Here is a 25,387-nt window from a genome sequence, read left to right on the forward strand (position 1 = left end):
GGTATCTCAAGGTGCGTTATATCAGTACTCGCGGGCAAGCGCCCGCTCTTAATTTTGAAGATGTGGTTCTGACGGGGTTAGCAAGCGACGGTGGCTTATATGTACCGGAACAAGTCCCCCAATTCAGCCCAGAACAAATTGCCAGCTTTAGTGGGCAAAGCTACGCAGAAGTTGCCTACCAGATTATTCATCCTTTTGTCGGCGGCATGATTGAGGATGCGACCTTACGTACCTTGATCGAAGAGGCCTATGCCAGTTTTGCCCATGATGCGGTTGCACCGATTAAGCAACTGGATACGAATCACTTTTTACTTGAACTTTTCCACGGCCCCACCTTGGCCTTTAAAGATGTGGCCTTGCAACTGCTGGGACGCTTGCTCGATCATTTCCTCGGTTTACGTAATGAAAAAGCCGTGATCATGGGCGCTACTTCGGGTGATACTGGCTCTGCAGCTATCGAAGGTTGTAAGCCTTGTGCACATGTAGATATTTTTATTTTGCACCCACATCAGCGTGTATCTGAAGTACAAAGACGACAAATGACCAGTGTGCTGGCCGATAATGTCTTTAATATCGCGGTGGAAGGTAACTTCGATGATGCGCAAGCGATGGTCAAAGCCAGCTTTGCCGATCAAAGTTTCTTGGAAGGTCGGCGTTTAATCGCAGTCAACTCCATCAACTGGGCGCGCATTATGGCGCAGATTGTGTATTACTTTACTAGTGCCGTGGCTGTCGGGGCGCCGCATCGTGAAGTTTCTTTCTGTGTGCCTTCGGCGAATTTCGGTGATGTTTTTGCAGGCTACATGGCTTACAAAATGGGCTTGCCAATCAAGCAACTGATTGTTGCCACCAATGCCAATGACATTTTGCATCGCACTTTAGCACACAATGATTTTAGTAAACGCGAGTTGGTGCCAACTCTAGCCCCATCTATGGATATTGTCGTTAGCTCCAACTTTGAACGTTTACTCTTTGATTTGTACCAGCATGATGGTGCTGCGGTCACTGGTTTGCTAGAGCAGTTCCAACAGCAAGCCATGACTTTAGATGCAGAGGCTTGGCAACGTGCCCAGCAGCTCTTTAGTAGCTACTGTGCCGATGATGCGACTATTTTAGAAGTGATTCAAGATGCGCATCAACGCACAGGTGAGCTCCTTGATCCTCATACAGCAACCGCTTACCTAGCCACGCAAAAGTGCCGTTTGGATACGCACACCCCTGTGATTAGCTTAGCAACGGCACATCCTGCGAAATTTGCTGACGCTGTGGTACAAGCAGGTTTTGCAGAAGCCCCTTTGCCTGCACATATGGCAGATTTGCTGACCCGCGAAGAACGCTATCAAGTGTTACCTGCAGACTTGCGCACAATCCAAGAATTTGTGCGTACGCATAAACGTCCTTAAGTTATCAAGGTCCCACACTTGTGGGGCCTTCCTGCCTGCCTCCAGCCATGATCCAAAGTGTGAGTGTGCTTTCTGCAACCTATCGCCTTTGCCTGTATCTTTTTGTTAATTTGCCGCAAAATACCTGTATCCGTGATTGCAGACTTGATATCTGCTTTACCCAGCCGATGAGGCCTTTATGCTCAATAATCTACGTATAGGTACACGTATTATTTTAGGCTTTACCCTAGTGTTAGTGCTTGGGGTAAGTATGCTGATTCCTATGTTTTTGGCAGATCTAGATGAACTCACGGTAGGTGTAGAACGTCGTGAGCTAGAACGCCTGCACGAAACTGCATTGGCTGAACTGACCGCACAACAGCAAATGGCCGTCAACTTAAGCCATTTAGTCGCCCAATTACCTGTAGTGCAGCAGGCATTTGCCAATCAAGATCGAGCCTATCTACAAAGCTTGCTATTGCCTGTATTTGCCACTTTAAAAGACACTTTAGATATTCGCCAATTCCAACTCCATACCCCGCCGGCCACCTCCTTTTTGCGTTTACATAAACCAGAAAAATTTGGCGATGATTTATCCAGCTTTCGCGCTACTGTCGTGGCAACTAACACCCAGAAAGTCGCAATTAGCGGCATTGAAAAAGGGGTTGCTGGTTTAGGCGTCCGTGGCGTGGTCCCTATTTCTTGGCAACAAAATCATCTGGGTTCGGTGGAATTTGGCTTGGCTTTAGGACAACCTTTTGCCAAAGCTTTTAAAGAAAAACATCATGTTGATCTGGCAATTTATTTACCTGAAGGTACAGGCTTTCGCACGTTTGCCTCCAGCCGTGGCCAACAAAGCAGTAGTTTTTTAAGCCAAGAGCAACTACAAGTCGCCTTTAATGGGCAAGCTGTCAAGCAGCGTCATCAAGAAGCAGGCGGACACTGGGCCACCTATGCCAATGTATTAACTGATTATTCTGGTAAAAGTTTGGGGATTATCGAAATTACCATGGATCGCAGCCACTATGTGGAGGTCATGGAGAAATCCTTGCGCCAAGCTTTGATGACTGCGGCTTTGATGTTAGTGATCGGAGTTGTCATCGCTATTTTGATTACGCGTAGTATTTTGCAACCTCTCTACCAGCTCCGTGATTTGATGCATAACATTGCCGAAGGGGATGGCGATTTAACCGTTAAGCTACCAGAACAAGGCAATAATGAATTTAGTGATGTCGCTGCCAGCTTTAACCGCTTTACTGAGCATGTAGAAAATATTGTCCGTGAAGTCATGCGTTCTTTAGCCACCTTGGCAGAAGGGGGCGCACGCATGTATCAGGTGACAGAACACACTAATGAAATTATTCAACTGCAGCGGCAAAATACGGCAGAAGTGGCAGCTGCTATGCATCAAATGAATGCGACTGCGCAAGAAGTGGCCAGTCATGCAGCGGCGACAGCGCAATCAACAGATCAAGCCGATGAACATGCAGGCACAGGGTTAAGAGTCGTGACCGACAGCACCCAAGCGATTCGTTCTCTCGCTGAAGATGTCGAACAAGCCGTGACTGTGATTCGTAAACTCGATGAATACAGTGAAAATATTGGCACCATTTTAGATGTGATTCGTGGGATTGCCGAACAAACGAACCTGCTGGCCTTAAATGCGGCAATTGAAGCGGCACGTGCAGGAGAACAAGGACGCGGTTTTGCGGTCGTGGCTGATGAAGTTCGCCAACTAGCACAACGTTCGCAAGAGTCTACCAACGAAATCCAAACTATGATTAGCCAGCTACAACAAGGTGCTGAAGATGCTGTCAGTGTGATTGAGCATAGTCGTACGCGCGCTGTCGATAGTGTCGCTATGACGCAAGCCGCGTCAGAGGCTCTTAACAGTATTGTCGCAGCGATACAGCGTATTAACGATATGAGTGCACAAATTGCTTCTGCTGCGGAAGAACAAACCTCGGTTTCTGAAGAAATCAATCAGCATATGATTCATATTAGCGAAGTGGCTGAAGATACCTCACAAGGATCTGCGCAAATTATTAGTGCGACTAGTGAAATCGGTACGGAAGTTGCCACCTTAATGAAAACGTTACGCCGCTTCCGTATTCATGTGGATCATGGTGTGGAAATTGCCATGGCTAAAAGTGCACACCAAGCATGGATTATCCGTCTACGCGCCTTTTTAGATGGTGAAGGCAATCTGAGTGAACAGCAAGCCATGTCGCACCATGAATGTGATTTAGGGCGTTGGTATGATGGTATAGGTTTAGAAAACTATGGCCATTTACCGGCGATGCGTTCACTAAAGGACCCACACAAGCGGATGCACCAGCTGATTAAAGAAATCATCCATGCGAAACATGCACAAGAACATACGCATGCAGAAGATTTGTATCAACAGGTAGGCAAACTCTCTAAAGAAATTATTCGTTTGTTAGATGACATTGAAAATCAGCTTGGCAAGCATTAAGTCGCCACCAGATCAACACCCACTGGATCACCCCTAGGATTGTAAAGGTCTTAGGGGGGTAGGTGGGCCCCTTCCCATTAGGACAACCGATGAAAACAAAGCGAGAGCGCCCTTTTAATGCGGCCTTAGCAGAGCGCTTGCAAGCGCTTGGATTAACCCCCTTGCAAGCACGTATTTTTTGTGGACGCTTGCTAACCCAAAGCGCTTTAGAAAGTAAAACCCCTGAATTTAGTGCCGAGGTTTTAGCTGCTTTAGTACAGCCTCAGTTACAACACCTTGCGCATCCAGATTTGCTCAAGGACATGCCAAAGGCGGTACAGCGTTTACAAGAGGCGATACAAGCACAGCAAAAAATTGGTATTTTGACCGATTATGATGTGGATGGGATTAGCTCACACTTGGTGATTTATCGTGCTTTGCATGAATATTTCGGCCTTGCCTCTCCTTTATTGGCGTCTTATATCGGCCACAGATTGGAAGATGGCTATGGTATTAGCGCGAATTTAGTCGATCGTATTCTGGCGGAAACCCCGTTACCCAAAGTCATTATTAGTGCAGATTGTGGTTCTTCGGATGAAACCCAGATCCAACGCCTTGCCGCTGCTGGGATTGATGTGATCGTGACGGACCACCATGCTTTACCGATCGAAGGCCCGCCGCCTTCAGCGTATGCAGTGATTAATCCCACCCGCCACGACTGCCCTTATCCAGATGCGAGTATTGCAGGCTGTATGGTGGCTTGGTTGTTCATGAGTGCCTTGCGTACGCATTTAATTCGACAAGGTCAACTCAGCGCACAAGCCCCTAAACTGAGCCAACTTTTAACCTATGTGGCTTTAGGGACGGTGGCTGACTGTGTCACCTTAGGCCAAAGTGCGATCAATCGTGCCGTAGTGACTTGGGGTCTTAAACTGATTAATCAAGATCCAGCTCCCTGTTGGCAAGCTATGCGTGAGCGCTTAAAAATCCAAACCTTTGATGCACAAACCCTAGCTTTTCAAATGGGGCCAAGAATTAACGCACGCTCGCGTTTAGCGGATCCTTACGCCGCATTATATTTTATGCAAGCGTCGGATCTTGGCAGTGCCCGTACTTACCTAGAGCAGCTGGATCAAGATAATCAGGCACGCAAACAGATTGAAAGCCAAATGACCCAAGTGGCAAAGCAAGCGGCTCAGCCTTACTTGCAAGCTGGGTGCCAATCACTGGTTTTGTTACTGGAGCAAGGGCATCCAGGCGTGCAAGGCATTGTCGCATCACGCCTTGTACAAGCTTATGGTGTGCCCACTTTAATTTTAACTCCAGGTTTACAAGAAAATACCTATGCCCTTTCAGGACGTAGTGTGTTAGAAGTGCATTTACGTGAAGCGTTACAAGGGGTTGCCGATTTACACCCTGATCTTTTTATTCGCTTTGGTGGTCACAGAGGTGCCGCTGGTGCTAGCTTAGTACGTCAAGATCTCACCCGTTTACGCCAAGCTTTTGAAGCCTGTGTGCGTGCGCAGCTTGATACCCATACTCTCAGCCCTTATATATTAGTTGATGATAATTTAAATGCAGCACAATTAACTCTTGCCACAGTGGCAGAATTGCAAGCACTTGAACCTTATGGACGCGAGTTTGAAACCCCGTTATTTTATGGCCATTTTTACCTTGATAGCTGGCGTTTGGTGGGGGCAGAAGGTCAACATATCAGCATGCGCTTGGTGCCATTAGATGCGCCTGAGCATAGTGGTATTGCAAGTATTTGGTTTTATGCGGTAGACATGATCAATACCGATGATTTGACCCCAGATGTTTGTCTCGAAGTCATCTATACATTAAATGCGAATACTTACCGTGGACGGACGCACTTACAACTTGTGGTGGAAAGTGCGCATTGCATTGAACACCCTAACGCCTCCAGCTCACTCACTTATACATATCAACCCTGATGGGAGTCTCTGTCTGTGAATACACCTCAAATGCCTAACCCTTTATTGATCCCCAAAAGCCTACCTGAATTTAGCCAGTTACAAGCAGAACATATTCAACCTGCGATTGAAGCCCATATTGCTGCTAATCGTCGTTGTATAGAGGAAGTGCTAGCGCGTGGCGATTTTAGTTGGCAGGGATTAGTCGAACCCTTGGCAGAGGCTGACGACCGTTTATCACAAGCTTGGTCACCCGTTTCCCATTTAAATAGTGTGCTAAGTCATCCTAAATGGCGCCAAGCCCATGATGCTTGCTTGCCACTGTTATCCGAGTTTTCGACTTGGGTCGGCCAACATACGCAATTATGCGCGGCGTATCAGACGTTAAAAGATTCGCCTGAGTTCGCCTCTTTAAATGCTGCACAGCAAAAAATGCTAGAAAATACTTTACGTGATTTTCACCTTGCTGGGGTGGACCTTGCCGAGGCGCAAAAAACGCAATACGCACAGATTCAAAGTGAGTTATCAGAATTAACCAATCAGTTTGCAAATCAAGTGCTAGATGCAACCCAAGGGTGGCAGCACTTATTAACCAAGGCAGAAGACTTAGCTGGCTTGCCAGAGTCTGCCTTGCAAGCCGCGCGCGAACGTGCGCAAGCTAAAGAGCTGGAAGGTTATTTACTCACACTGGATTTTCCTAGTTATCATGCAGTGATTACTTATGCACAAGATCGCGCCTTGCGCGAGCGCATTTATCAAGCCTATGTGACGCGTGCATCGGATCAGGGGCCACACGCTGGCCAATGGGATAATTCCCAAGTGATGGAACGTATTCTGGCGTTAAGAACTGAGCGTACGCATTTGTTAGGTTTTGAGACCTATGCGGATTATTCGTTAGCCACCAAGATGGCCACTTCTGCCCAAGAAGTGTTGGATTTTTTACAGGATCTAGCGCACAAAGCCCGCCCACAAGCGCTTGCGGATAAAGCCCAGCTTGCTGAATTTGCTGCCCAAGAAGGGGTCACGGATTTACAGCCTTGGGATCTTGCCTATTTCAGTGAAAAATTACGCCAGCGTGAATATGATCTTAGCCAAGAAGAACTTCGTCCTTGGTTTCCTGCTGCCGATGTGATTCAAGGTATGTTTGACTTGGTTGGTAAGATCTTTGGCCTACGGATTGAAGAAGATACCACGCAAGATGTTTGGCATACAGATGTAAGTTTTTACTGGATTTATCAAGGCGATAGCCAGCAAGCTTGTGCTGGGTTCTATCTTGATCCTTATGCGCGTGAGCATAAACGTGGCGGTGCTTGGATGGATGTGTGTCAAGTGCGCAGACGCACGCAAGCGGGCGAAATCCTCAAACCGATAGCCTATCTTGTGTGTAATTTTAATCCACCTTTGGCCAATCAGCCCGCTTTACTCACACATGATGAAGTGACCACTTTATTCCACGAGTTTGGGCATGGCTTACACCATATGCTCACCCAAGTCGAAGTAGCAGAAGTCTCAGGGATTCATGGTGTGCCTTGGGATGCTGTCGAGTTACCTTCGCAATTTATGGAGAATTTCTGCTGGCAACCAGAAGGCCTTGCTTTAATTGCGCGTCACTATCAAACAGGGCAAGCGCTGCCAACAGAAAAACTCGATAAATTACTGGCAGCTAAAAATTTCCAATCAGGGATGTTTTTGTTGCGCCAAATCGAGTTTGCGTTATTTGATTTGCGTTTACACGCTGAGTTGGGTGCTGCTTCTAGTACACAAATCCAAGCCTTATTAGATGATATCCGCCAACAGTGGGCCGTGGTCCCTGTGGTGCCTTATAACCGTTTCCAGCATGGTTTTACCCATATTTTTGCTGGTGGGTATGCTGCTGGATATTACAGTTACTTGTGGGCAGAAGTGTTATCTGCGGATGCTTTTAGTGCGTTTGAGGAAGAAGGTATTTTAAATCCAGCCACAGGGCAGCGTTTTTTACAATGTATTTTGCAAGCCGGTGGCAGCGCAGATCCCTTGGATTTATTTATTGCTTTCCGTGGACGTGCTCCTCAAGTGGATGCTTTCTTGCGCCATAGTGGGATTCAAGTTGCATAAATATTCTTGTTGAATACCTTGTGTCAGCGGCATAAATGTCATTAACTTTCGCTATATCCTTGGACGTGGGGTGTTGAAGCATCCTACGCCTTACATTGACCTTTGATTAAATAGGCGCGGCTTATGAGCGAACATTTAGATGCATCTTGGTTTACGGAAGCTTTTACCCGTTGTGGCTCGGCATTCTCGCTAAAAATTACAGCGAAACTGCATGAAGAGCAAACCCAGTATCAAAAGCTCGCCATCTATGATACAGAAACCTACGGCAAACTGATGGTGTTAGATGGCTGTGTGATGTTGACCGATCGTGATAACTTTTTATATCACGAGATGATGTCGCATCCTGCGCTCTTCACCCATGCGCGTCCGCGTCGTGTGGTCATTATTGGTGGTGGTGATTGTGGTACCTTAAAAGAAGTGCTCAAGCATCCAGGTGTAGAAAAAGTCACCCAGATTGATATTGATGAGCGTGTCACTTGGGCCGCAGAGCAGTGGTTCCCTGCGTTGGTTGAATCGAATCAAGATCCACGCGCAGAATTGTTATTCGAAGATGGTGTCAAGTGGGTAGACGAGTGTGAAGAGGCCAGTGTAGACCTGATTATTGTTGATTCCACCGACCCAGTAGGTCCAGCAGAAGGTTTATTTAAAGTCGATTTTTTCAAGCGCTGTTTCCGCATCCTACGTGAAGGCGGTATTTTGGTACAGCAAAGTGAATCCCCTTTATATCATACGCATAGCATCATTAAAGAACTGCATACGGATATGCAAGCCGCTGGCTTCCAAACCACAGCCACCTTACCTTTCCCTCAACCTGTGTATCCTTCTGGTTGGTGGAGTTGCACCATGGCGGGTAAGGAATGCAATGTGAAGCAGTTCCGTGACGCAGATGCTAGCGCGCGTCCTTTCGATACCGAATATTACAGTGCAGATATTCACCGTGGCGCTTTGGCTTTGCCTCCTTTTATGCAACGTGTCCTCAACCGCCGCTAAGTTAATTTTTGAAGATTTTAGCTAGATGCAAGTGAGCATCTAGCTTTTTTTGTGATTAAGGAAGCCTCAATGCCTGCACATCCTACTCGCTTAGCCCAAACCCAAGCCCAGTTATTACGCCATCATGGACATGATGGCCAAGCTAGTGTGCATACTTTAACCCGTGGTTATGCACGCCGCCATGATGAAGCCTTTTGGCAGTATTGGCAGCAATATTGCGAGCCTGCCTTACAAGGGAGCAAGCATCCTAAATTAGTAGATTTGGGTGCAGGTACGGGTTTATTTATGCGTGATTTAAGCCAACGTTATCCACAAGCTCGGGTAGCAGGGATAGAATGCGCGCCTTATATGTTGGAAGCACAGGTTGATTTACCCAAAAATGCCGATATTTATGTGCAAGATTTAAACCAACCTGAATTAACCCAGTTTAAAGAAAAGAGTGTTGATCTTGCGAGTTGTAATCTTGTTATTCATGAATTAAACCAGCCTATTTTGTTATTGCAAGCGATACGCCATTGGCTTAAACCTAGCGGACGTTTATATCTAGTGGATTTGGTTCGTCAGCCATTAGACCAATATTTACAACGGCGTTATGCTGGTTTGGATTTAACCCAAGAAAGTATCGAGCGTGATGATCTAGAAGATGCCTTTCAACATTTTTTAGAACATAATCGTTATCAAGCCATCGATTTACTGTATTTACTAAAAGCCTGTGGTTTTAAAATCCTCCAAGAGGAACTCATTCAGCAAGGGCGCCAATTGCGTCTTGTCGCTCAGGTACGCTGATGATTATTGAAAAACTCATTAATACCCTTTTGCCAGTGGTCTTAATTGTTGCTTGTGGTGCCGCCTATGGGCGCTGGCGGCGTCCAGATATGCGTTTAAGCAATCAAATGAATATGGATATTTTCGTACCCGCATTGGTTTTTTCCGTCTTGGCGAGTAAAGATTTTGATATTCTTGCCTATCAGGAATTAGCCTTAGCGGCGACGGCCGTTGTCTTAGGTTCAGGGCTTTTATTACTACCCATTGCTTATTTATTAAAGTTGAATTTAAAGACTTTTTTACCACCCATGATGTTTAATAATACTGGCAATATGGGGATTCCTTTATTAGTGTTAGCTTTTGGTGAGCAAGCGCTTGCTGCAGCCGTTTTAGTCTTTGTGGTAGAAATGCTTTTACACTTTTCTATTGGGATTTATATTTTAGATCCCAAAACCTCTTTATTACGTATGCTGAAAATGCCGATTGTACAAGCCAGCCTATTAGGTATCCTTTTTAGTATACAAAATTGGCATTTACCGGCAGCGGTTGCACTTCCTATCGAGATGTTGGGGCAAATATCAATCCCTCTGATGCTGTTTGCCTTAGGCGTACGTTTACTGGATATTGATTTTTCTGATTGGAAGTTAGGCGCTTTTGGGGCGGTGGCCTGTCCTTTATCTGGACTGGCTGTGGTTGTTCTATTGATGCCTTGGCTTACACTCACCAGTTTACAAATGCAGGTGTTATGGGTGTTTGCGGCTTTACCGCCTGCAGTTTTGAACTACATGCTGGCGGAGCAATACCAGCAAGAACCAGCGCGTGTGGCTTCTTTAGTCTTACTGGGCAATTTGGCTAGCTTAGTGGTGATACCTTGGGTGTTGGCTTATCAGCTATAGGGTGAATCTCTGAGTAAAGTCAGCAGTAATTGCGGGCGGCTATTTGCTTGTGCCATCAGACTAATACTGACTTGTTGCATCATTTGCGCTCGCATCATGCTGGAAACCTCTTGCGCATAATCTGCATCATAAATGCGTGATTGTGCGGCCATCAGACTCATGACGCTATTTTCCTGCACACGAATACGGCTTTCCAAACCATTTTGCATAGCGCCCAGTACAGCACGCTGGGCAGAAATCACCTCTAAAGCTTGATCCAAGGCTTCTTGTGCACCTGCGGGATCTTGGGTTAAATCGACATCCGCTAAACCGAGTGCGTTGATATCCAAGTTCATCAAGCCAAGTTCGTTATAGTCCCCAGCATTCGCACCAACTTGTAAGCGAATGCCTCGATCATAGGTGGTGTTGGACGTTTGAGGTTGATACCCCGTTGGCCAAAATTCTTGGAAAAATTCTAGTGGATCATCCGTATAATTGATGTCATCTGAGATAACATCTTGTGCATTGAGTACGGCACCGCCATCGGCATCCGCTCCCCCGATGGCCCCTGTATCTTCATTACTTAAATTCATGGCGCCGATATAAGCAGCGCCATTGGTGGCATAATAGGTGAGAAAGCTTTGTTCATCGTTAAACCCCCCAATGCCATAATCTGTACTCATCTGGGTGATTGCCTGATCTAGCGTACGGGTTTGTGGATCTGCAGCCATCCAAGTGAGTAGATCTTTTAATCCATTACCGCCATGATTTTTGATTTCATCATGCAGCATACGCACGGCGGTATACCCTGCGGCATAATCTAGGCTTTGTTGATCCCAACCATAATCACCACCTGCGCCATTATCTGCGGCATTAAAAGCACCGGCAATAGCGGCAATGCCATCAACACTGACGTGTGCCGCTACACGTTCATCGGCACCATGAATAAACTCTGCCATCCCTTCAACAAACCAAGTCGAAGCGACGCTGGCACTGCCATTCCCAGATAAAGAAGCATAATTGAGTGCCCGCCCTTGAATCGCATGCACCATCTCGTGCGCAATGACACGGTCACTATATTGAGTTGCGTCATTGATAACATCTGCTGGGGTACCCACATCGAATAAATCAATTTGCATGTATTGATTATGCGCGAGCGTATCAGGGACACCTCCCGGATAATATATGCTAGCGACCAGAGCCAAAGCGCCGCCTGGGGCATCGTATTCAATACGAAACTCTAAATTAGCCCCGTCTCCGGTGAGGCCATAATATTCTTGGATACGCTTTTCGGATTGTTCTAAGGCAGAGTTAGCCAATAAATTCACCACATCTAATACTCGATCCCCTGTGTTATAGGGGTTTACTTCTGGCGTGATAGGTGCAGCTGCTTTAAATAAAGCGAATCCATTAAAGTTGGTATCCTTACTGATGCGGCCCACTTCTTCTAATAAGGCGCTAGCTTCTTGCTGGATGGCGGCTTTATCACTAGCTTGTAAGACGGGGTTATTTGCTTGTACGGCTAATTCACGCACACGTTGCAAATGATCTACCATGGCCCCTAGAGAGCCTTCCGCGGTTTGGATTAACGAGATTCCATCAAGCGCATTACGAATGGATTGGTTGGTGCCGCGAATTTGCGCCTCAAAGCGTGTGCTAATGGCTAAGCCCGCAGCGTCATCTTGTGCACGATTGATACGCACGCCCGAGGATAAACGTTCCATTGAGGTGAACATTTGATCTTCGTGTGCTCGGTATTGGCGCTGAATAAAAGAGGCAGCTAAATTAGTATTAATGGAAAGCATAGGCCACATCTCACTAGCAAATGCCTTCCCTTGCACCTAATGGGAATTAAGTTCCAACAAATTAATCGTTGACTTGAATTGGGCGTACCCAGAACTCATAACCACTGGTAAATAAATGAGGATGTTTTTCTTCAAAACGTCGCCATTGGTTTAAATTGACACCATGAGGATCTTCATCGACGACCCCAGCAAAACCACTGCTGATCCAAGCTTGGTAATCTTCAAAAATAGCTACATAATGCGGGAATTCAAAGCCCAAAAACTCTAAACCCAGCTCGCTTAAAATGCTTTGTAGATCGCGTAAGTTTAATCCAGTCATCGGCTCTTGTAAGAGCTTTTTAAAGCCGCTATAGCTAAAAAACTCAGGCAGTGTACTGATACGTTGTTGCTCTTTCACAGAGGAGGTAAGCAACTGCATTCTAAACTGGCGCAAATCAATTTGTTCTAAGCTGCCTGCGTCATTTAATGCTTGATAACCAGAACGCAAAGCGGCTAAACCTGCTTCACTGGCGAGGCGTAATTTCAATAGACCGTCTTGCGCAAGTAACTGTTTTAAAATGCCTAAATCGCGTGCCGGATTTGCAGATAGCTGCAAGCTATTTAATAAGCAACCACCTGAAGCATCAATTAATTGGAATGTATGCTCAGAGGTTTGCATGGCTTCAATGGGGGCACAACCAAAGTGTAAATTATCTAACTGGCTCTGGTTTTTGCGGTTAATACCATAAGCTAGGGCGCGTAAATCTGCATCGAAGGCATTGATGGCTAATTCAGGGCAACGCTGTGCCCATTGGTAAGCAAGCTGGCCTGTACCACAACCGACCACAAGCGCAAGACCTTGCGTCCCTGTTTGAGGCACCAGTTCTTCAGGCTGTTCATAATGTGGAAACGCTTTTGCCAAGGTTTGTGCTAAACCTAGGGTTTTGATAAAGGCTTGCTTTTGCCAACGTGGGCTAGGTGCTAATTTGGGATACTCATCCAAAGATGCATTTTCAGGTGCATTTTCTGCCTGTGCCCATAGCGCAATTTCATTCACAGGTTCTAGAATTTGTTGTTCTAATACCGGCTGCATCGCAGGATTAAGCAGAAGCTGTTTTAATAAATCTGCATCACGTGCCCAAGTATGCATATGCAAGGGCTCATAGGCTGCTAACAATAATAAAGCACCATGCCCAGGAAGTTGACGTGCAATATAGCCTTTGGCAATCGCTTGTCTAAGCTCGGCAAGCACTTGTTCCTCATGCGCACTGACTGGATAAATATACTCATTTAAGTACATTTGTTGTGCCAATGCACTTAATAACGCTTGCATATCTTCAGCAAAATCTTGTTGCCATAAATCAAGCAATAAAGCACGTGTACTTAATAATAAGGATTCAATTTTAGAATCTTTGTTAATCTGCTGCTCTAATAAGTAGCGAAATAAAGGATGAATTAACGTTTGGCAAGTCAATAAATGTTGCTTTAAACCAGCTTCATCACCTTGAGCTAATAAGCTTTGCCAATGTTGAATATCTGCTTGTTGGTTAACCCAACGTGCAATGGTCGGCACCAGCTCATGGGCATCTAATAATTGTAAACGTGTGACCTGGATTAAATCCTTGGCTAGGGCGTCATCGAAAACTCGTGCATCATCAGCAAATTTCAAACGTACAAAATTACGTAAGGCCTGCGCCATACCGTCCCATACAAGTGCACTATCATCACCATTTTTTAAGGCGTGACGGAAGGCAACCAAAGCTTTATGGGATTCATCTTCTTGATTATAAGCACGTCCAATCCAAGAAAAGACATGGGTTAACTCAGGTTTAAAGCCAATGGCTTTTTCAAGGTTTTCAATCGCTTCTGGGTATTTACCTAGCTCAAACTGAACGCGCCCTAAGTTGGCGTAGGCCTCTGCAAGATCTGGCTGCAAATCAATCGCATCTTGAATAACGATTTCCGCAGCATCATACATGTCTTGATCCAGGGCGATGACCCCGAGCAAGTGCATGGCGAAACCATTATTCGGGTCTTCATCCAAGATATGACGATAAAGCTCCCCCGCTTCGTCTAATTCACCGGCTTGGTGCAAGCGTACGGCTTCTCTATAAATATCTTCGAGTGATTTTTGCTCTAGGTTGCTCATATTCACAAGGTATCCCGATTCCTAACGCGAGAGGGCAAGGATTGGCTTGGTTAACCAATCCTTACGGCGAGAAAGATTAAGCCTGTGGGGCAATCTCATCCCAGCCAGATTTCACTGTACTTAAAAGTTGTGCAACTTCATCTAGCATTTCGACCGAATTTTGTACATGGGCTTCAGTTAAACGACGCACAGCATAATCGTATAAATTATTTAAGTTATCTGCCAATTCCTTTGCATTGGGTGCAGCTTCTGGATTAAGGGCCTCTTGCAAACCACCGATAATACCAACCGCTTTATTAATGGCAGTCCCTTTGGTAGCAATATCTTGACGCTGCATGGCACCCTTTGCTTCTGCAATACGGCGCAAGGCACCTTCAAATAGCATTTGAATAAGGCGGTGTGGACTGGCGTTTTCAACTTCTGTTTGCAGGTTTAAATCACTGTACTGACGTGCCACTTGACGTGTGCCTTGATTTGGATTAACTGCTTGATTTGCTTGTTCTTTCTTAATGATAATCATGGGTTTTCCTATAGATAAATGAGCCAATATTCAAAGCACAAACCTTGAACGCTTATAGGCTGCCTGCGCGTTGGCAAGAAGTAAAGTGAAAAGCGTGTCGCAGGCAACCCAGAAGGAGACAAGATTAATCTTTCTGTGCGTTCATCGCCTCAAACTGAGATTTCAAGAAATCAAAGGTGCTATTTAAGCGCGAAACAATAATATCTTGGGTAGTGAATTGACGCGACAAACGATCTCGCATGGTATCCATACGTTCATTAAGCTCAGTACGTTCCTCGTTTAGATCAATCAGCTCTTGGTCTAATTGATTGAGGCGGCTACCAAAAATCCCTGGGGAATTTGTATTACGGCTTAAAGCACCACCGATGACATCCGTAATCCGTGAAGCGATCCCTTGGGTATAAGTAAGTGAACCCCGATCCCCTGCATTACCATTGGTCAACATAAACATGAGACCTTTGGCATTGCCGCTTTCGATGTTGAAGAAGTTACCACGCGCGGTGACTTCTTGCTGTGTGCCTGTGGTAATCGCTGTGGCATTGCGTTCTGTGCTCACCCCTAAATTAGCAAGTGCATCCGCGCCTAAGGCGGTAAAGCTGATTTCGCCACTCGCTAACACATTGGACGCCTTGAATTCTAGGCGGCGCATTTCCGCGTTATAACTGACTTGCAGGCCTTCACGATAAGTGGTAGCAGGGTCTGCATCAGGATCACTCAAGTTGGCATCTGAGTTAATTGCAATATTGAGTGTTTGTGCCAATTCAGTCGCGCTATGGAAAATCCCAGCGCCATGACCTGCATCCAAGCTTGAAATATCAATCGTATTGGATTCGGTCCCGTTGACTGAGACCCTAAAAGTTGAGCTTGCTGAGCCAGAAAGATCTAACGGCGTACCTGCAGAAATCGTATTGAGGCTGGTCAGAGAGTCTCCGTAATACACCATATCAGAGACTTTTGCGGTTGCCGCATCGGTAATCAGTGCGCTGGCATCTTGTCCGCCAACCCCTTCAAAGCCAAAGGTACTATGGAAAGTATTCGAAGTATTACCGCCTTGATCCCCAATAGAAAACAATTGGGTAAACTTGCCATCGCCACTTTTATCCGCTTGGATTTCAAAATGATCTGTATTCCAAGTGACAGTGACGGTTTCGTTTTTGGATTGAAGCTTGGAATCCCCGTTAATTGTGGCTTGTAATAAAGTCGCCATCGAGTCCATATCCGTATAGGTGCCCTTATTTAAAGTGAGCTCATCACTTAAGGTACCATTGACATTAATACGGAAGCTGTTGTTGGTATCATCGACTGTCAGCGTGGGTGCACCACCTAAGCTGCTCCCTGCCAATAGGCTATTGTCTGCTTGAAAGCCAAACAAACCACCGGCAGCTTCAACTTCATCAAAGGTTACAAAAGAACCACTGCCTTCTTTACTGGAGGTAATCGTTAGCTTGTTATCTGCACCAAACTCCACCGTCACTTGCTTACCGGATGCACCAAGTTTGGTATCTTGGTTGATCAAATCTTGTAGTGCAGCGGCCAACTCATCCCCTGAGTTATAAGTCGCACTGGTATCTAACTCCAATAAGTTAGAGACAATGCCATCGACATTGATTTTAAAACCATTGTCCGCGGCTGTCGGTGTATAAGGGAAAAAGGCGCTTAAATCAGCCCCTTTGGTATAACCTTGGCTGGCTGTTTGGGTGACATTAACATCATAAGTGCCTTCTTTAGTCGCTGAAGAAGCCCCTATATATTGAATGCCTGAATCTGTGGCTGTGCCTTGGGTCGCAAATAAAGCCACCACATCCGCTTCGCTAGAAGCCATTTTTTGCGCAAACTTGGCGCTATCAAAGGTGAGTTTAAAGTCATTGTGACGATCTGTACCCAAACCTATGTCTGCCAGCGAGCGCACGCTGGAATCTTCACGCCCTGGAATGACTTTAGAAATCAAGCCACTCACCTGACGGCTAATGGTGTTCACCGCAAAATCACCAATTAATACACCCGCTTGCCCAGTATCCGTATCGTATTTGGTGTAATTTTTTACCAAGTCACGAAATTCGTTATAGGCTTCCACAAACCCGTTAATTTTTTCGCTCAGCTGATCTGTATCACGAGAGACACTTAAGGTTGCATTGCCCACATCTTCTAAAGTTAAAGTGACCCCTTTAATGGCCTCTGTCACCTGGTTTGACTCACTGGTGACATTCATCCCATTGAGTTTAAAAGCGGCTGACTGTGCTTGTATTGTGGTGTCTGCTTCCTGGGTGGTTTCGTTAAAATCGAAAACCGACAAATCCCCTGTCGTGGTCGACGAGGTGAGACGCATCGCACTACTTTCGCCCGTGTCTTCTGAAGTTAACAATAAACGATAGCCATCGGTTCCCCCCGCATTCACGATGGTGGCGGTCACACCCACGCCAGCATCATTAATCGCATCGCGCAATCCTGATAAGGTATTGTTGGAACTGTCGAGATTAATGGTAATCGGATCTTTCGCGGTGTTTTGGGTAAAACCATCCACTCCGTTATTCCAATCATTATCAGCGTCTGTGTAATTGCCGAATTGGATTTGAATCGTCCCTGTACCTATCACATCATCGACTGAGGAAAAAGCCCCTGCTTTGGAAGCAATTGAGTGGGATTCAGCCAATTGGGTGACATTCAGGTTATAAGTCCCTGAACCTGCCAAGGTACTTGCCGTCCCACGAGCAACACTTTCGTTGCTACTTGTGGCTGTGTTACGGCTAAAGGTGGATGCACTGGCTAGGGAAGACAAAGAATTTTCAATTTTGGAAAGGGCACTACTCACTTCCCCTAAGGCTTCTTGGCGAAATTCGAGTAATTCTTGTTCACGATCTAATTTATTGGTTGCAGGGACTTTTTCCGCATCGACTAACTGATCAATCAGATCATTGGTGAGAATATTAGAACCTATCCCTATCGATTGAATGCTCGCCATCTCAAATACTCCCGCTTGTCATTCACAAGCTGATAAAAACTTAGAAAGGGTACATGCGGGCAGAAGGCCGCAGATACCTAAAGCTATTGCTTAGTATCGGCGGCTTACGCGTAAAATTAACCTATGGCATTTAAGCTTCCGCTTCAAATAAACGCCCTTTCGGTTCTTCTGAAGTGGTTGGTGCTTCTTGGCTATCATCACGCAATACCTTAGCCAGAGCGAGTGCCAGTTCGGAGGGAATTTGTCGAATCACTTCTTCCGATTCCTGATCCATCACCTTGACCACCACTTGGCTCACGTCTGTATCCACACTAAAGAGTAACTGACGCTTACTTAAATCAAGATACTGGTTGATATCCTCCACAGCTTTTTCAACTAAGGATTGTTGCTCTTCAGGGGGGAGTGCTTGTAAAGCCGCGCCTTCTATTTGCTCAACCGCGCTTGTGGTATCCACGCCTGTTGCCCGATCACGTTTAATTTGCTTGCTTAGACCCAAATCTCCAAGCAAAGCACTTGCTGTTTGACTGGGACTGTTCGTACTTGTATTTGTGTGTTGCCTACCAACCGCAGCAAATTCACTCATCATTCACCTCCAAAAGCCAAGATTTGGATTTCATCGTTGCTTACCAAGCTTAATAGTATTTTAATCGTGTGCAATTTGCTTCTTTTATAACAAAGCCTTGCTTGAATTTGTATCTCAGCAAAATAAGTGGATGCTCTTGTGGTTTGTGAATGCTAAAAACTCGCAATAAAAAAGCCGGCTTTCTTAAGGAGCCGGCAGGGTATTTTACCCGAATGTACATTTGAGACTACTAGCTCAGCAGTGACATCACAGTACCTCGCCCTTGGTTGGCTTGGGTCGACATGGCTTGTTGTGCTTGTTCTATAATCTGCTGACGTAGTGTTATTTGAGGATCAGGCGCAAATTCTGTATCACGGATAGGCGTTTGTTTCCCTTGAGTGTTTGCAAAGGTGGTGTCTTGCGCACTTACGCTGGTGTTTTGCAACCGACCTAAACCAACGGTTGCTTGATCAATAGAACTCATTGCATTAGCGATTGCTGTAAACGCTTTCTCTGCCCCTTCTGCTGTGGAAATATCTATCTCCTTTAACGCTTGGCCACCAGTCCCCCCCTGTTGTTTACCGAGTGTATCTGTTCCCATATTGCTGATGGCAAAACTAAAGCTTTCTTGTGGGTTGACATTGATCTGGGCATTGAGAGAACCATCTAGAAGCTTAACGCCCTTAAATGCAGTCTTATTCACAATATCATCGATTGCTTGCAAAGATTTAGAAAACTGCTCTTGATATCCTACACGCTCAGCTTCTGTCGCATCACCAAACGTGCGTTTCACCAAAGTGTACATGTCGCCCAAATTATTTCGCACATCCTTTAAGCCACTTAGCCCAGTTTGTGCTAAGCCAGCCGCATCATTCATATTACGAATACTTGAATTGGCATCGCGCACTTGCGGACTGAGACGGGTGGAAACTTGAAAACCTTGGGTCTCTTCTTGGGCGCTACGAATACGCATCCCAGAAGAAAGGCGCTGAAAAGTGACTTCGACTTCACTCGTTGGTCGAATCTTATTTAAGCCTTGCTGCATTAGCGCAGGCGGCATAGGCATATTCGTGTTAATGGTTGAATCCATAAGAAAGACTCCTAATTAAGCTTGATTGGATGTTTACGTTATGGATTATGGAAGAGATGTGTTTTATTCGCATACATCTAATTGGTATCAGCAGGATAATGTTGAGTCTTTTTTTGACGTGCAACAAATTAAAAAATAGTAGCCTAGATTGGGCTACCAACGGCAACCCAACGCAAACTAAACAAGTGTTGGGTGATTAAAATAACCCAACCTACTACCGTGGAAGATCTCCATGTTCGCGTGTGGGATTGTCCCTTATGTGGCAGCCAAGGCATTTGCCGCGATACCAACGCGGCCAGAAACATCCGAGAGATAGGTTTAGCTGATGCGCTCGGAAAGCGCGTTTGCGTAAAGAGTTCCCACACAACCAGCCCTGTCAGTGCGGGTCGCAAGAAGCCCCCACTAGAAGGGCACCAGCCGTTTAGTGGCGGGTATTTCACTGCTTAGTTTACCAGTACGGTGAAATCGGATAAGCTGAAAAATCAATAAATTATGATAACCGTGCCAAAAATAACAGGTGCATGGTCAGGGTGTGTAAGCGTATTGAGCAGGGAAGCGATCAGATCAGAAAACAGATTTATCTTTTCTAATCAGCAGCCTAGGTTGGCTGCCAACGGCAACTCAACATAAACTGAACAAGTGTTGGGTTATTAAAAGAACCCAACCTACTGGCTAGCTGCAATACTCTGCCTACATGCTGTTGCTGAAGCCTTCACGCTACTCCCTTTCTCTTGGAGCCTCAACACCATGACTCAGCATATAAAAAACGCAGCCTATATATTGCATGCAGGCATGTTTCTTCTGCTGGCTTTTCTTGCATTGGAACAGCCTATTCTTATTGCGGGTATCGTTATCCAACTTTCACTGCTGGCTATCGGATTCAAAAACCAACAAATAACCGCTGAAAAGATTCATCTCTATAAGCAGATTATTGATGCCATCGAAAATCCCTTGTCAGTTACAGATATGGAGATGCGATGGACTTTTGTTAACAAGGCTGCCACAGAGCCTTTAGGCGTTACTCGTGACGCAGTGTTGGGCAAAAACTGTCACAACTGGGGAGCCAATATTTGTCAGACCGATAAGTGCGGTATTAACTGCTTACGAAAAGGCCAGGATACGACTTTTTTTCGACAGTGGGATAAAGATTTTAAAGTTACCAGCAAATACCTTCTGGGCCTAAAGGGCGAAAAAATCGGCCATGTTGAGATCGTGCAGGACATTTCTGAAAAAACCGCTCTACAAAATGTATATCAAGATCTGGTACGTGTTAGCAGTCACCTGACCGAACGAAGCCGAGGATTGAATCTAGCAAGCGATTCCTTGAGCCAGGGGGTATCCCAGCAGGCGTCGGCGCTAACCCAAATTGGGGTTTCTCTGGATTCCAGTGTGGCCGATGCCAACAAGAACGCTAAACAAGCTACATCAGCCAGTCAACTGGCTGAGCAGGCCAGCCGCATGGCGGCAGAAGCTGCAAAAGATATGGCCGAGTTTGAAACCACAATGGCTGATATCACTCAGTCCAGTGAAGCGATCCAAGGTATTATCCAAGTAATTGATGATATCGCTGCCCAAACCAATCTTCTGGCACTGAATGCTTCCATCGAAGCGGCCCGAGCTGGGGAAATGGGCAGAGGGTTTGCCGTTGTTGCCGACGAAGTTCGTCAGTTAGCAGAACGCAGCACTAAAGCCGCCCAGCAATCTTCAGAACATCTGCAGCACTCCATTAACAGTGTTGAACAGGGCAATCGAATAGCTGGCTATTGTGCTCAATCTCTACAAGATGTTGCAAAACAACTGACTGAAATTCACCAGATGGTCGCTGAGATTGACAACAATTCTAATCAGCAGGCTATTCATCTGGATCAGATTCATCAGAGTATTTCTGAGATTGACGAGGTAATACATAAATCTGCAGCCTCCGCAGAAGAGACTCGAACGACTGCAAGCGAATTTAGCCAGCTTTCAAACGATATGGAGTATCAACTTAGAGGTATCAGCGCTATTGAAGATCTCATTGCTGCTAATAAAATCCAGGTAACACAGATCTCCTAGCAACATAAAAAGATCAACCCAACATAACCAGAGAGTGCTCAACAATGAGCGTCCTCTGGTTTTAACAATGCCAGACAGCATCAAAGTTTCAGGACTTACTCAGATTACGGTGACTCGCCTTCAGAAACTCATCTTTCAGATCTTCATAAGTGTGAACCGCAGGGAGTTGAAGGAACTAGAAATAACAGGTGCATGGTTAGGGTGTGTATTGAGCAGCCTAGGTTGGGCTGCCAATGGCAACCCAACACAAACTAAACAAGCGTTGAGTTATCAAATACCCCAGCCTTCTAGCCTTAGCAGTTTTCATTCCAGCGTTGGGTTTGGCATTTACAGTGGTATATTTGAGTTTCTTGATGAAATTTTCACACCTTAATTTGGTATTGGGCAAGAAATTAAAGATGAGTACTTTCAATAAATATTTTCCAATTATTGCTAGGACCATTGATTCAGAATTACTGAGAAAGGATTCTATTAACAGGGACGAAATTATTATTAAAATGCTAGAAGTTGCAGAAGTTAAAAAACGACTACCTGATTTGATAAGAAATAACAAGAAACATAACACACCAGAAAAAGCTGTTGGAAATCTAGTTGACTGGTTTAGTGCTGAAATAACAAAAAAATCGAAGGCATCTTTACCTTGGGTGAATAAATATGTTAGAGAAAAAACATTGTATAGTGGAAGAAGAATTTGGGAATATCGGTTTTCAGATAAGATATTAGAGAATGAAATAGACGAAAGAGATGTTGAAAAATTAACCGAAGGCTCTGTTAAAATTGTCAACGTCAATGCTTATGAAAGAAACCCCAAAGCGAGAGAAAAATGTATTGCATACTATGGATTGACATGTAGCTGTTGTGGTTTTGATTTTTTTAAAAAATATGGCGAGATTGGGCAGGATTTTATATACGTTCATCATTTGGTACCAATTTCTGAAATGAAAAAAAGCTATATCCTTGATCCAGTTGAAGATTTGCGGCCTGTGTGTGCAAATTGTCATGCCATAATACATCGTAAAAGTCCACCATTTACAATAGAAGAAATAAAAATCATGATAGAAAAAAATGCTTAATAAGGTATTGTGTGCGGATGCGCTGTGCTCGAATTTCTCCGACAACCCAACCTACTAGCTAGCTGGCAAGCAGAGGTTAAAAATTTTGTGGATAGAAAATAGCTTAATTGAAGGTCAGTATATAATTCTTGAGCCTCTCAGTTTGGAACACATACCATCATTGATTGAAGCGGTTAAAGATGGTGAACTCTGGAAACTCTGGTTCGCGAATGTACCAAGTCCTGAAATAATGCATCAATATGTCAAATATGCTATCGCTCAAATGGTGCAAGGTGATATAGCTTATGCTGTGCGAGTTAAAGCGACAAACCAAATAGTTGGTACGACTCGATACTACAAGGTTGATCCACTAAATAGACGGGCTTTGATTGGCTATACTTGGTATTCAAATGCAGCCAGAGGAACTCGAGTTAATACAGAGTGTAAGTACCTTCTCCTTAAACAGCTATTCAATAAATATGATGCAATTGCAGTAGAATTTCGAACCCACACTCATAATCTAGTATCTAGAAAAGCCATTGAACGCCTTGGCGCGAAGCAAGATGGAATATTGCGCAATCATATTATTTTAAAAAACGGTAATATAAGGGATACAGTTGTTTATTCGATTATAGATACCGAATGGCCTGATATTGAACAAGAATTGCTTAGAAAGCTCAGATAATAAGGATGCTTTTTTCATGGAAAATATAACAATCACTGAAGCCTGGATCAGTACACCCCAAGGTCGGCTTTGGACACAAACTTATACACCCACTCAGGTGAAGCAAGTACCTATTCTCCTGCTACATGATTCCCTCGGATGTGTTGCCTTGTGGCGGGATTTTCCACAAGCCTTAGCACAAGCCACGCAGCGGCCAGTGATTGCCTATGATCGTTTAGGTTTTGGTCGTTCTGATGCACACCCGAATCAATTAACAAAAGATTTTATTGCGACAGAAGCTCAGCAAGGCTTGCGTTTTGTCTGCGAACACCTGGATATCCAAGATTTTATCTTGCTCGGTCATAGCGTGGGTGGAGGTATGGCAACCTATAGTGCAGCGGCTTATCCAGATAGATGTCAGGCGCTGATTACTCTTGCAGCTCAATCGTTTGTTGAGCCTTTGACCCGTGCAGGTATTCGTGAGGCACAAGCCAAGTTTCAGCAAGCCGGTGCTATGCAAAGTTTGCAAAAATATCATGGCGAAAAGGCCGCTTGGGTCTTGGCCTCTTGGACGGAGACTTGGTTAAGTGCAGATTTTGATCATTGGAACTTGCAACAAGTACTGCCGCAAGTCAGGTGTCCTATGCTGGCAGTACATGGTGATCAAGATGAATATGGCTCTTTGCAACAGGTAGAAAACTTTGCACGCTGGGCGTCAGGCGATGCTAGAACTTGTATTTTACAAGGGTATGGCCATGTGCCTCATCGAGAATGTCCTCAGTTGCTGATCAAGCAGATACAAGCCTTTTTGTATTCGCTCAATATTTCGTGATTGCACCTCGCCCAAGCAGGCGGGGATACCAGCGGGAACTGTGCAGCGGTTCTACTCGGGCGTAGCCTGGCTCTGTACGTACTTACGCAGAATCTCTCAGCGCTTCTTTGATCCGCAGCGCCCTGCCCGTTACCCTAGCTGCAAACGTAAGCACGGCACCTGATATGTAAGTAAGCCAGCTGATTTAAGCGTTAAAAACGCCGGTTGATAAATAGCGGTCACCACGATCGCAAATAATGGCAACTAGGGTTGCATCTTGTAAGTTTTCGGCCAACTGGAGCATACCCGCTACTGCCCCTCCAGAAGAGACACCCGCAAAAATCCCCTCTTCACGTGCTAAACGGCGCATGGTTTGTTCTGCGGCTTGTTGGCTAATATCCAATACTTGATCCACACCTTCAGGCTGATAAATACTTGGTAAATAGGCCGCTGGCCAGCGTCGAATTCCTGGAATACTAGCGCCTTCTTCTGGCTGCAAACCCACAATTTGCACCTGCGGATTTTGTGATTTTAAATAACGCCCTGTGCCCATAATGGTACCTGTGGTCCCCATGGCACTGATAAAATGGGTAATTTGTCCTTGTGTTTGTTGCCAAATTTCTGGTCCTGTGCTGTTGTAATGTGCTTGTGGATTATCTGGATTAGCAAACTGGTTTAATACCTTACCCTTTTTTTGCGCTTGCATGGCTAACGCGAGATCACGGGCGCCTTCCATGCTTTGCTCGCGGCTAACGCTAATTAAGGTGGCGCCATAAGCGCTCATGGCGGCCTTACGCTCAGCACTCATATTATCTGGCATAATTAAAATCATTTTATAGCCTAGCATGGCCGCTGCCATGGCAAGGGCAATCCCTGTATTGCCAGAAGTCGCTTCAATCAGAGTATCCCCAGGTTGAATTTCACCACGCGCTTGCGCCTGCTGAATCATAGAAAAAGCGGCTCTATCTTTCACCGAGCCTGCTGGATTATTGCCTTCCAACTTAACGAGCAAGGTATTATTTTGCCCTGCATGGATGCGCTGCAAACGGATAAGTGGGGTATGACCGATGCAATCGGCTAAAGTGGGATATTGAATTTTTGACATAAACAAGCAAGCTCCCCAGACAATGGGCATAAAAAAAACAGAAGGGCCTAGCGCTTTTTACCCGTAGTGGATACGGATTAAAAAAGTCACTAAGCCCCAGATCGCCTAGATATAGGCGTTTTTACGTCAATTGAAAAATAC

18 protein-coding genes are annotated in these 25,387 nt (G+C 45.3%); 11 read left to right on the forward strand and 7 right to left on the reverse strand.

Annotated features, from left to right (window positions below; translation table 11 throughout):
• The first annotated feature begins 11 nt into the window (after nucleotides 1-11).
• The 7 genes from thrC (at nucleotide 12) to BMX05_RS09670 (ending at nucleotide 10,516) form a co-directional block, all read left to right on the forward strand.
• Nucleotides 12-1,403: a threonine synthase gene (gene thrC / locus BMX05_RS09640; protein ID WP_093310969.1), complete on the forward strand. Its 1,392-nt coding sequence runs from the start codon at nucleotides 12-14 to the stop codon at nucleotides 1,401-1,403.
• A 178-nt stretch (nucleotides 1,404-1,581) separates the two neighbouring features.
• The gene (locus tag BMX05_RS09645) at nucleotides 1,582-3,858 is read left to right on the forward strand and encodes a methyl-accepting chemotaxis protein (protein ID WP_093310971.1); all 2,277 of its coding nucleotides are present in this window, start codon (nucleotides 1,582-1,584) and stop codon (nucleotides 3,856-3,858) included.
• Between the two features lie 89 nt (nucleotides 3,859-3,947).
• Nucleotides 3,948-5,792, forward strand: coding sequence for a single-stranded-DNA-specific exonuclease RecJ (locus BMX05_RS09650; RefSeq protein ID WP_093310974.1), 1,845 nt, complete (start codon nucleotides 3,948-3,950; stop codon nucleotides 5,790-5,792).
• A gap of 30 nt (nucleotides 5,793-5,822) precedes the next feature.
• Nucleotides 5,823-7,865: an oligopeptidase A gene (gene prlC, locus BMX05_RS09655; RefSeq protein ID WP_093311271.1), complete on the forward strand. Its 2,043-nt coding sequence runs from the start codon at nucleotides 5,823-5,825 to the stop codon at nucleotides 7,863-7,865.
• Between the two features lie 123 nt (nucleotides 7,866-7,988).
• Nucleotides 7,989-8,855: a polyamine aminopropyltransferase gene (gene speE / locus BMX05_RS09660; protein WP_093310978.1), complete on the forward strand. Its 867-nt coding sequence runs from the start codon at nucleotides 7,989-7,991 to the stop codon at nucleotides 8,853-8,855.
• A 69-nt stretch (nucleotides 8,856-8,924) separates the two neighbouring features.
• A complete protein-coding gene (locus BMX05_RS09665) occupies nucleotides 8,925-9,641 on the forward strand; it encodes a class I SAM-dependent methyltransferase (RefSeq protein WP_093310982.1) in 717 nt (238 codons plus the stop codon).
• A gap of 2 nt (nucleotides 9,642-9,643) precedes the next feature.
• Nucleotides 9,644-10,516: an AEC family transporter gene (locus tag BMX05_RS09670; RefSeq protein ID WP_093311274.1), complete on the forward strand. Its 873-nt coding sequence runs from the start codon at nucleotides 9,644-9,646 to the stop codon at nucleotides 10,514-10,516.
• Here BMX05_RS09670 and BMX05_RS09675 read toward each other — a convergent pair.
• The 6 genes from BMX05_RS09675 to BMX05_RS09700 all read right to left on the reverse strand — a co-directional run bounded on the left by BMX05_RS09675 (nucleotide 10,507) and on the right by BMX05_RS09700 (nucleotide 19,559).
• On the reverse strand, nucleotides 10,507-12,300 hold the full coding sequence (locus BMX05_RS09675) for a flagellinolysin (protein WP_177166868.1): 1,794 nt from the start codon (nucleotides 12,298-12,300) through the stop codon (nucleotides 10,507-10,509). The two genes, BMX05_RS09670 and BMX05_RS09675, sit on opposite strands and share 10 nt — an antisense overlap.
• Before the next feature lie 61 nt (nucleotides 12,301-12,361).
• Nucleotides 12,362-14,428, reverse strand: coding sequence for a class I SAM-dependent methyltransferase (locus tag BMX05_RS09680; RefSeq protein ID WP_093310990.1), 2,067 nt, complete (start codon nucleotides 14,426-14,428; stop codon nucleotides 12,362-12,364).
• A 76-nt stretch (nucleotides 14,429-14,504) separates the two neighbouring features.
• Entirely contained in the window at nucleotides 14,505-14,948 is a 444-nt protein-coding gene (fliS, locus tag BMX05_RS09685; RefSeq protein WP_093310993.1) for a flagellar export chaperone FliS, read from the reverse strand.
• A gap of 124 nt (nucleotides 14,949-15,072) precedes the next feature.
• The gene (fliD, locus tag BMX05_RS09690; RefSeq protein WP_093310997.1) at nucleotides 15,073-17,907 is read right to left on the reverse strand and encodes a flagellar filament capping protein FliD; all 2,835 of its coding nucleotides are present in this window, start codon (nucleotides 17,905-17,907) and stop codon (nucleotides 15,073-15,075) included.
• Nucleotides 17,908-18,037: 130 nt separating this feature from the next.
• Nucleotides 18,038-18,490, reverse strand: a complete 453-nt coding sequence (locus BMX05_RS09695; RefSeq protein ID WP_177166869.1) for a flagellar protein FlaG — start codon at nucleotides 18,488-18,490, stop codon at nucleotides 18,038-18,040.
• Between the two features lie 229 nt (nucleotides 18,491-18,719).
• Nucleotides 18,720-19,559, reverse strand: a complete 840-nt coding sequence (locus BMX05_RS09700) for a flagellin N-terminal helical domain-containing protein (protein ID WP_093311005.1) — start codon at nucleotides 19,557-19,559, stop codon at nucleotides 18,720-18,722.
• Nucleotides 19,560-20,306: 747 nt separating this feature from the next.
• On the opposite strand from BMX05_RS09700, the gene BMX05_RS09705 reads away from it, so the two are divergent.
• The 4 genes from BMX05_RS09705 (at nucleotide 20,307) to BMX05_RS09725 (ending at nucleotide 24,162) form a co-directional block, all read left to right on the forward strand.
• Nucleotides 20,307-21,614: a methyl-accepting chemotaxis protein gene (locus tag BMX05_RS09705; protein ID WP_093311009.1), complete on the forward strand. Its 1,308-nt coding sequence runs from the start codon at nucleotides 20,307-20,309 to the stop codon at nucleotides 21,612-21,614.
• A gap of 398 nt (nucleotides 21,615-22,012) precedes the next feature.
• Nucleotides 22,013-22,687, forward strand: a complete 675-nt coding sequence (locus BMX05_RS09715) for an HNH endonuclease (protein WP_245710679.1) — start codon at nucleotides 22,013-22,015, stop codon at nucleotides 22,685-22,687.
• A gap of 85 nt (nucleotides 22,688-22,772) precedes the next feature.
• Nucleotides 22,773-23,351 (forward strand): GNAT family N-acetyltransferase, encoded by a 579-nt coding sequence (locus BMX05_RS09720; protein WP_093311021.1) that lies wholly within the window; start codon nucleotides 22,773-22,775, stop codon nucleotides 23,349-23,351.
• Between the two features lie 16 nt (nucleotides 23,352-23,367).
• On the forward strand, nucleotides 23,368-24,162 hold the full coding sequence (locus BMX05_RS09725) for an alpha/beta fold hydrolase (protein ID WP_093311025.1): 795 nt from the start codon (nucleotides 23,368-23,370) through the stop codon (nucleotides 24,160-24,162).
• Between the two features lie 184 nt (nucleotides 24,163-24,346).
• Here BMX05_RS09725 and cysM read toward each other — a convergent pair whose 3' ends face one another.
• Nucleotides 24,347-25,237, reverse strand: a complete 891-nt coding sequence (gene cysM / locus BMX05_RS09730) for a cysteine synthase CysM (RefSeq protein WP_218139033.1) — start codon at nucleotides 25,235-25,237, stop codon at nucleotides 24,347-24,349.
• Between the last annotated feature and the right edge of the window lie 150 nt (nucleotides 25,238-25,387).

The sequence above is a fragment of the Allopseudospirillum japonicum genome, assembly GCF_900108915.1.
GTDB classification, from domain to species: domain Bacteria; phylum Pseudomonadota; class Gammaproteobacteria; order Pseudomonadales; family Halomonadaceae; genus Pseudospirillum; species Pseudospirillum japonicum.

Excerpts from the sequence above, each read along its gene's own strand:
- BMX05_RS09645 (WP_093310971.1), top strand. The coding sequence starts at position 1,582 with ATGCTCAATAATCTACGTATAGGTACACGTATTATTTTAGGCTTTACC.
- BMX05_RS09650 (WP_093310974.1), top strand. The coding sequence starts at position 3,948 with ATGAAAACAAAGCGAGAGCGCCCTTTTAATGCGGCCTTAGCAGAGCGC.
- prlC (WP_093311271.1), top strand. The coding sequence starts at position 5,823 with ATGCCTAACCCTTTATTGATCCCCAAAAGCCTACCTGAATTTAGCCAG.
- speE (WP_093310978.1), top strand. The coding sequence starts at position 7,989 with ATGAGCGAACATTTAGATGCATCTTGGTTTACGGAAGCTTTTACCCGT.
- BMX05_RS09665 (WP_093310982.1), top strand. The coding sequence starts at position 8,925 with ATGCCTGCACATCCTACTCGCTTAGCCCAAACCCAAGCCCAGTTATTA.
- BMX05_RS09675 (WP_177166868.1), bottom strand. The coding sequence starts at position 12,300 with ATGCTTTCCATTAATACTAATTTAGCTGCCTCTTTTATTCAGCGCCAA.
- BMX05_RS09680 (WP_093310990.1), bottom strand. The coding sequence starts at position 14,428 with ATGAGCAACCTAGAGCAAAAATCACTCGAAGATATTTATAGAGAAGCC.
- fliS (WP_093310993.1), bottom strand. The coding sequence starts at position 14,948 with ATGATTATCATTAAGAAAGAACAAGCAAATCAAGCAGTTAATCCAAAT.
- fliD (WP_093310997.1), bottom strand. The coding sequence starts at position 17,907 with ATGGCGAGCATTCAATCGATAGGGATAGGTTCTAATATTCTCACCAAT.
- BMX05_RS09695 (WP_177166869.1), bottom strand. The coding sequence starts at position 18,490 with ATGAGTGAATTTGCTGCGGTTGGTAGGCAACACACAAATACAAGTACG.
- BMX05_RS09700 (WP_093311005.1), bottom strand. The coding sequence starts at position 19,559 with ATGGATTCAACCATTAACACGAATATGCCTATGCCGCCTGCGCTAATG.
- BMX05_RS09705 (WP_093311009.1), top strand. The coding sequence starts at position 20,307 with ATGACTCAGCATATAAAAAACGCAGCCTATATATTGCATGCAGGCATG.
- BMX05_RS09715 (WP_245710679.1), top strand. The coding sequence starts at position 22,013 with ATGAGTACTTTCAATAAATATTTTCCAATTATTGCTAGGACCATTGAT.
- BMX05_RS09725 (WP_093311025.1), top strand. The coding sequence starts at position 23,368 with ATGGAAAATATAACAATCACTGAAGCCTGGATCAGTACACCCCAAGGT.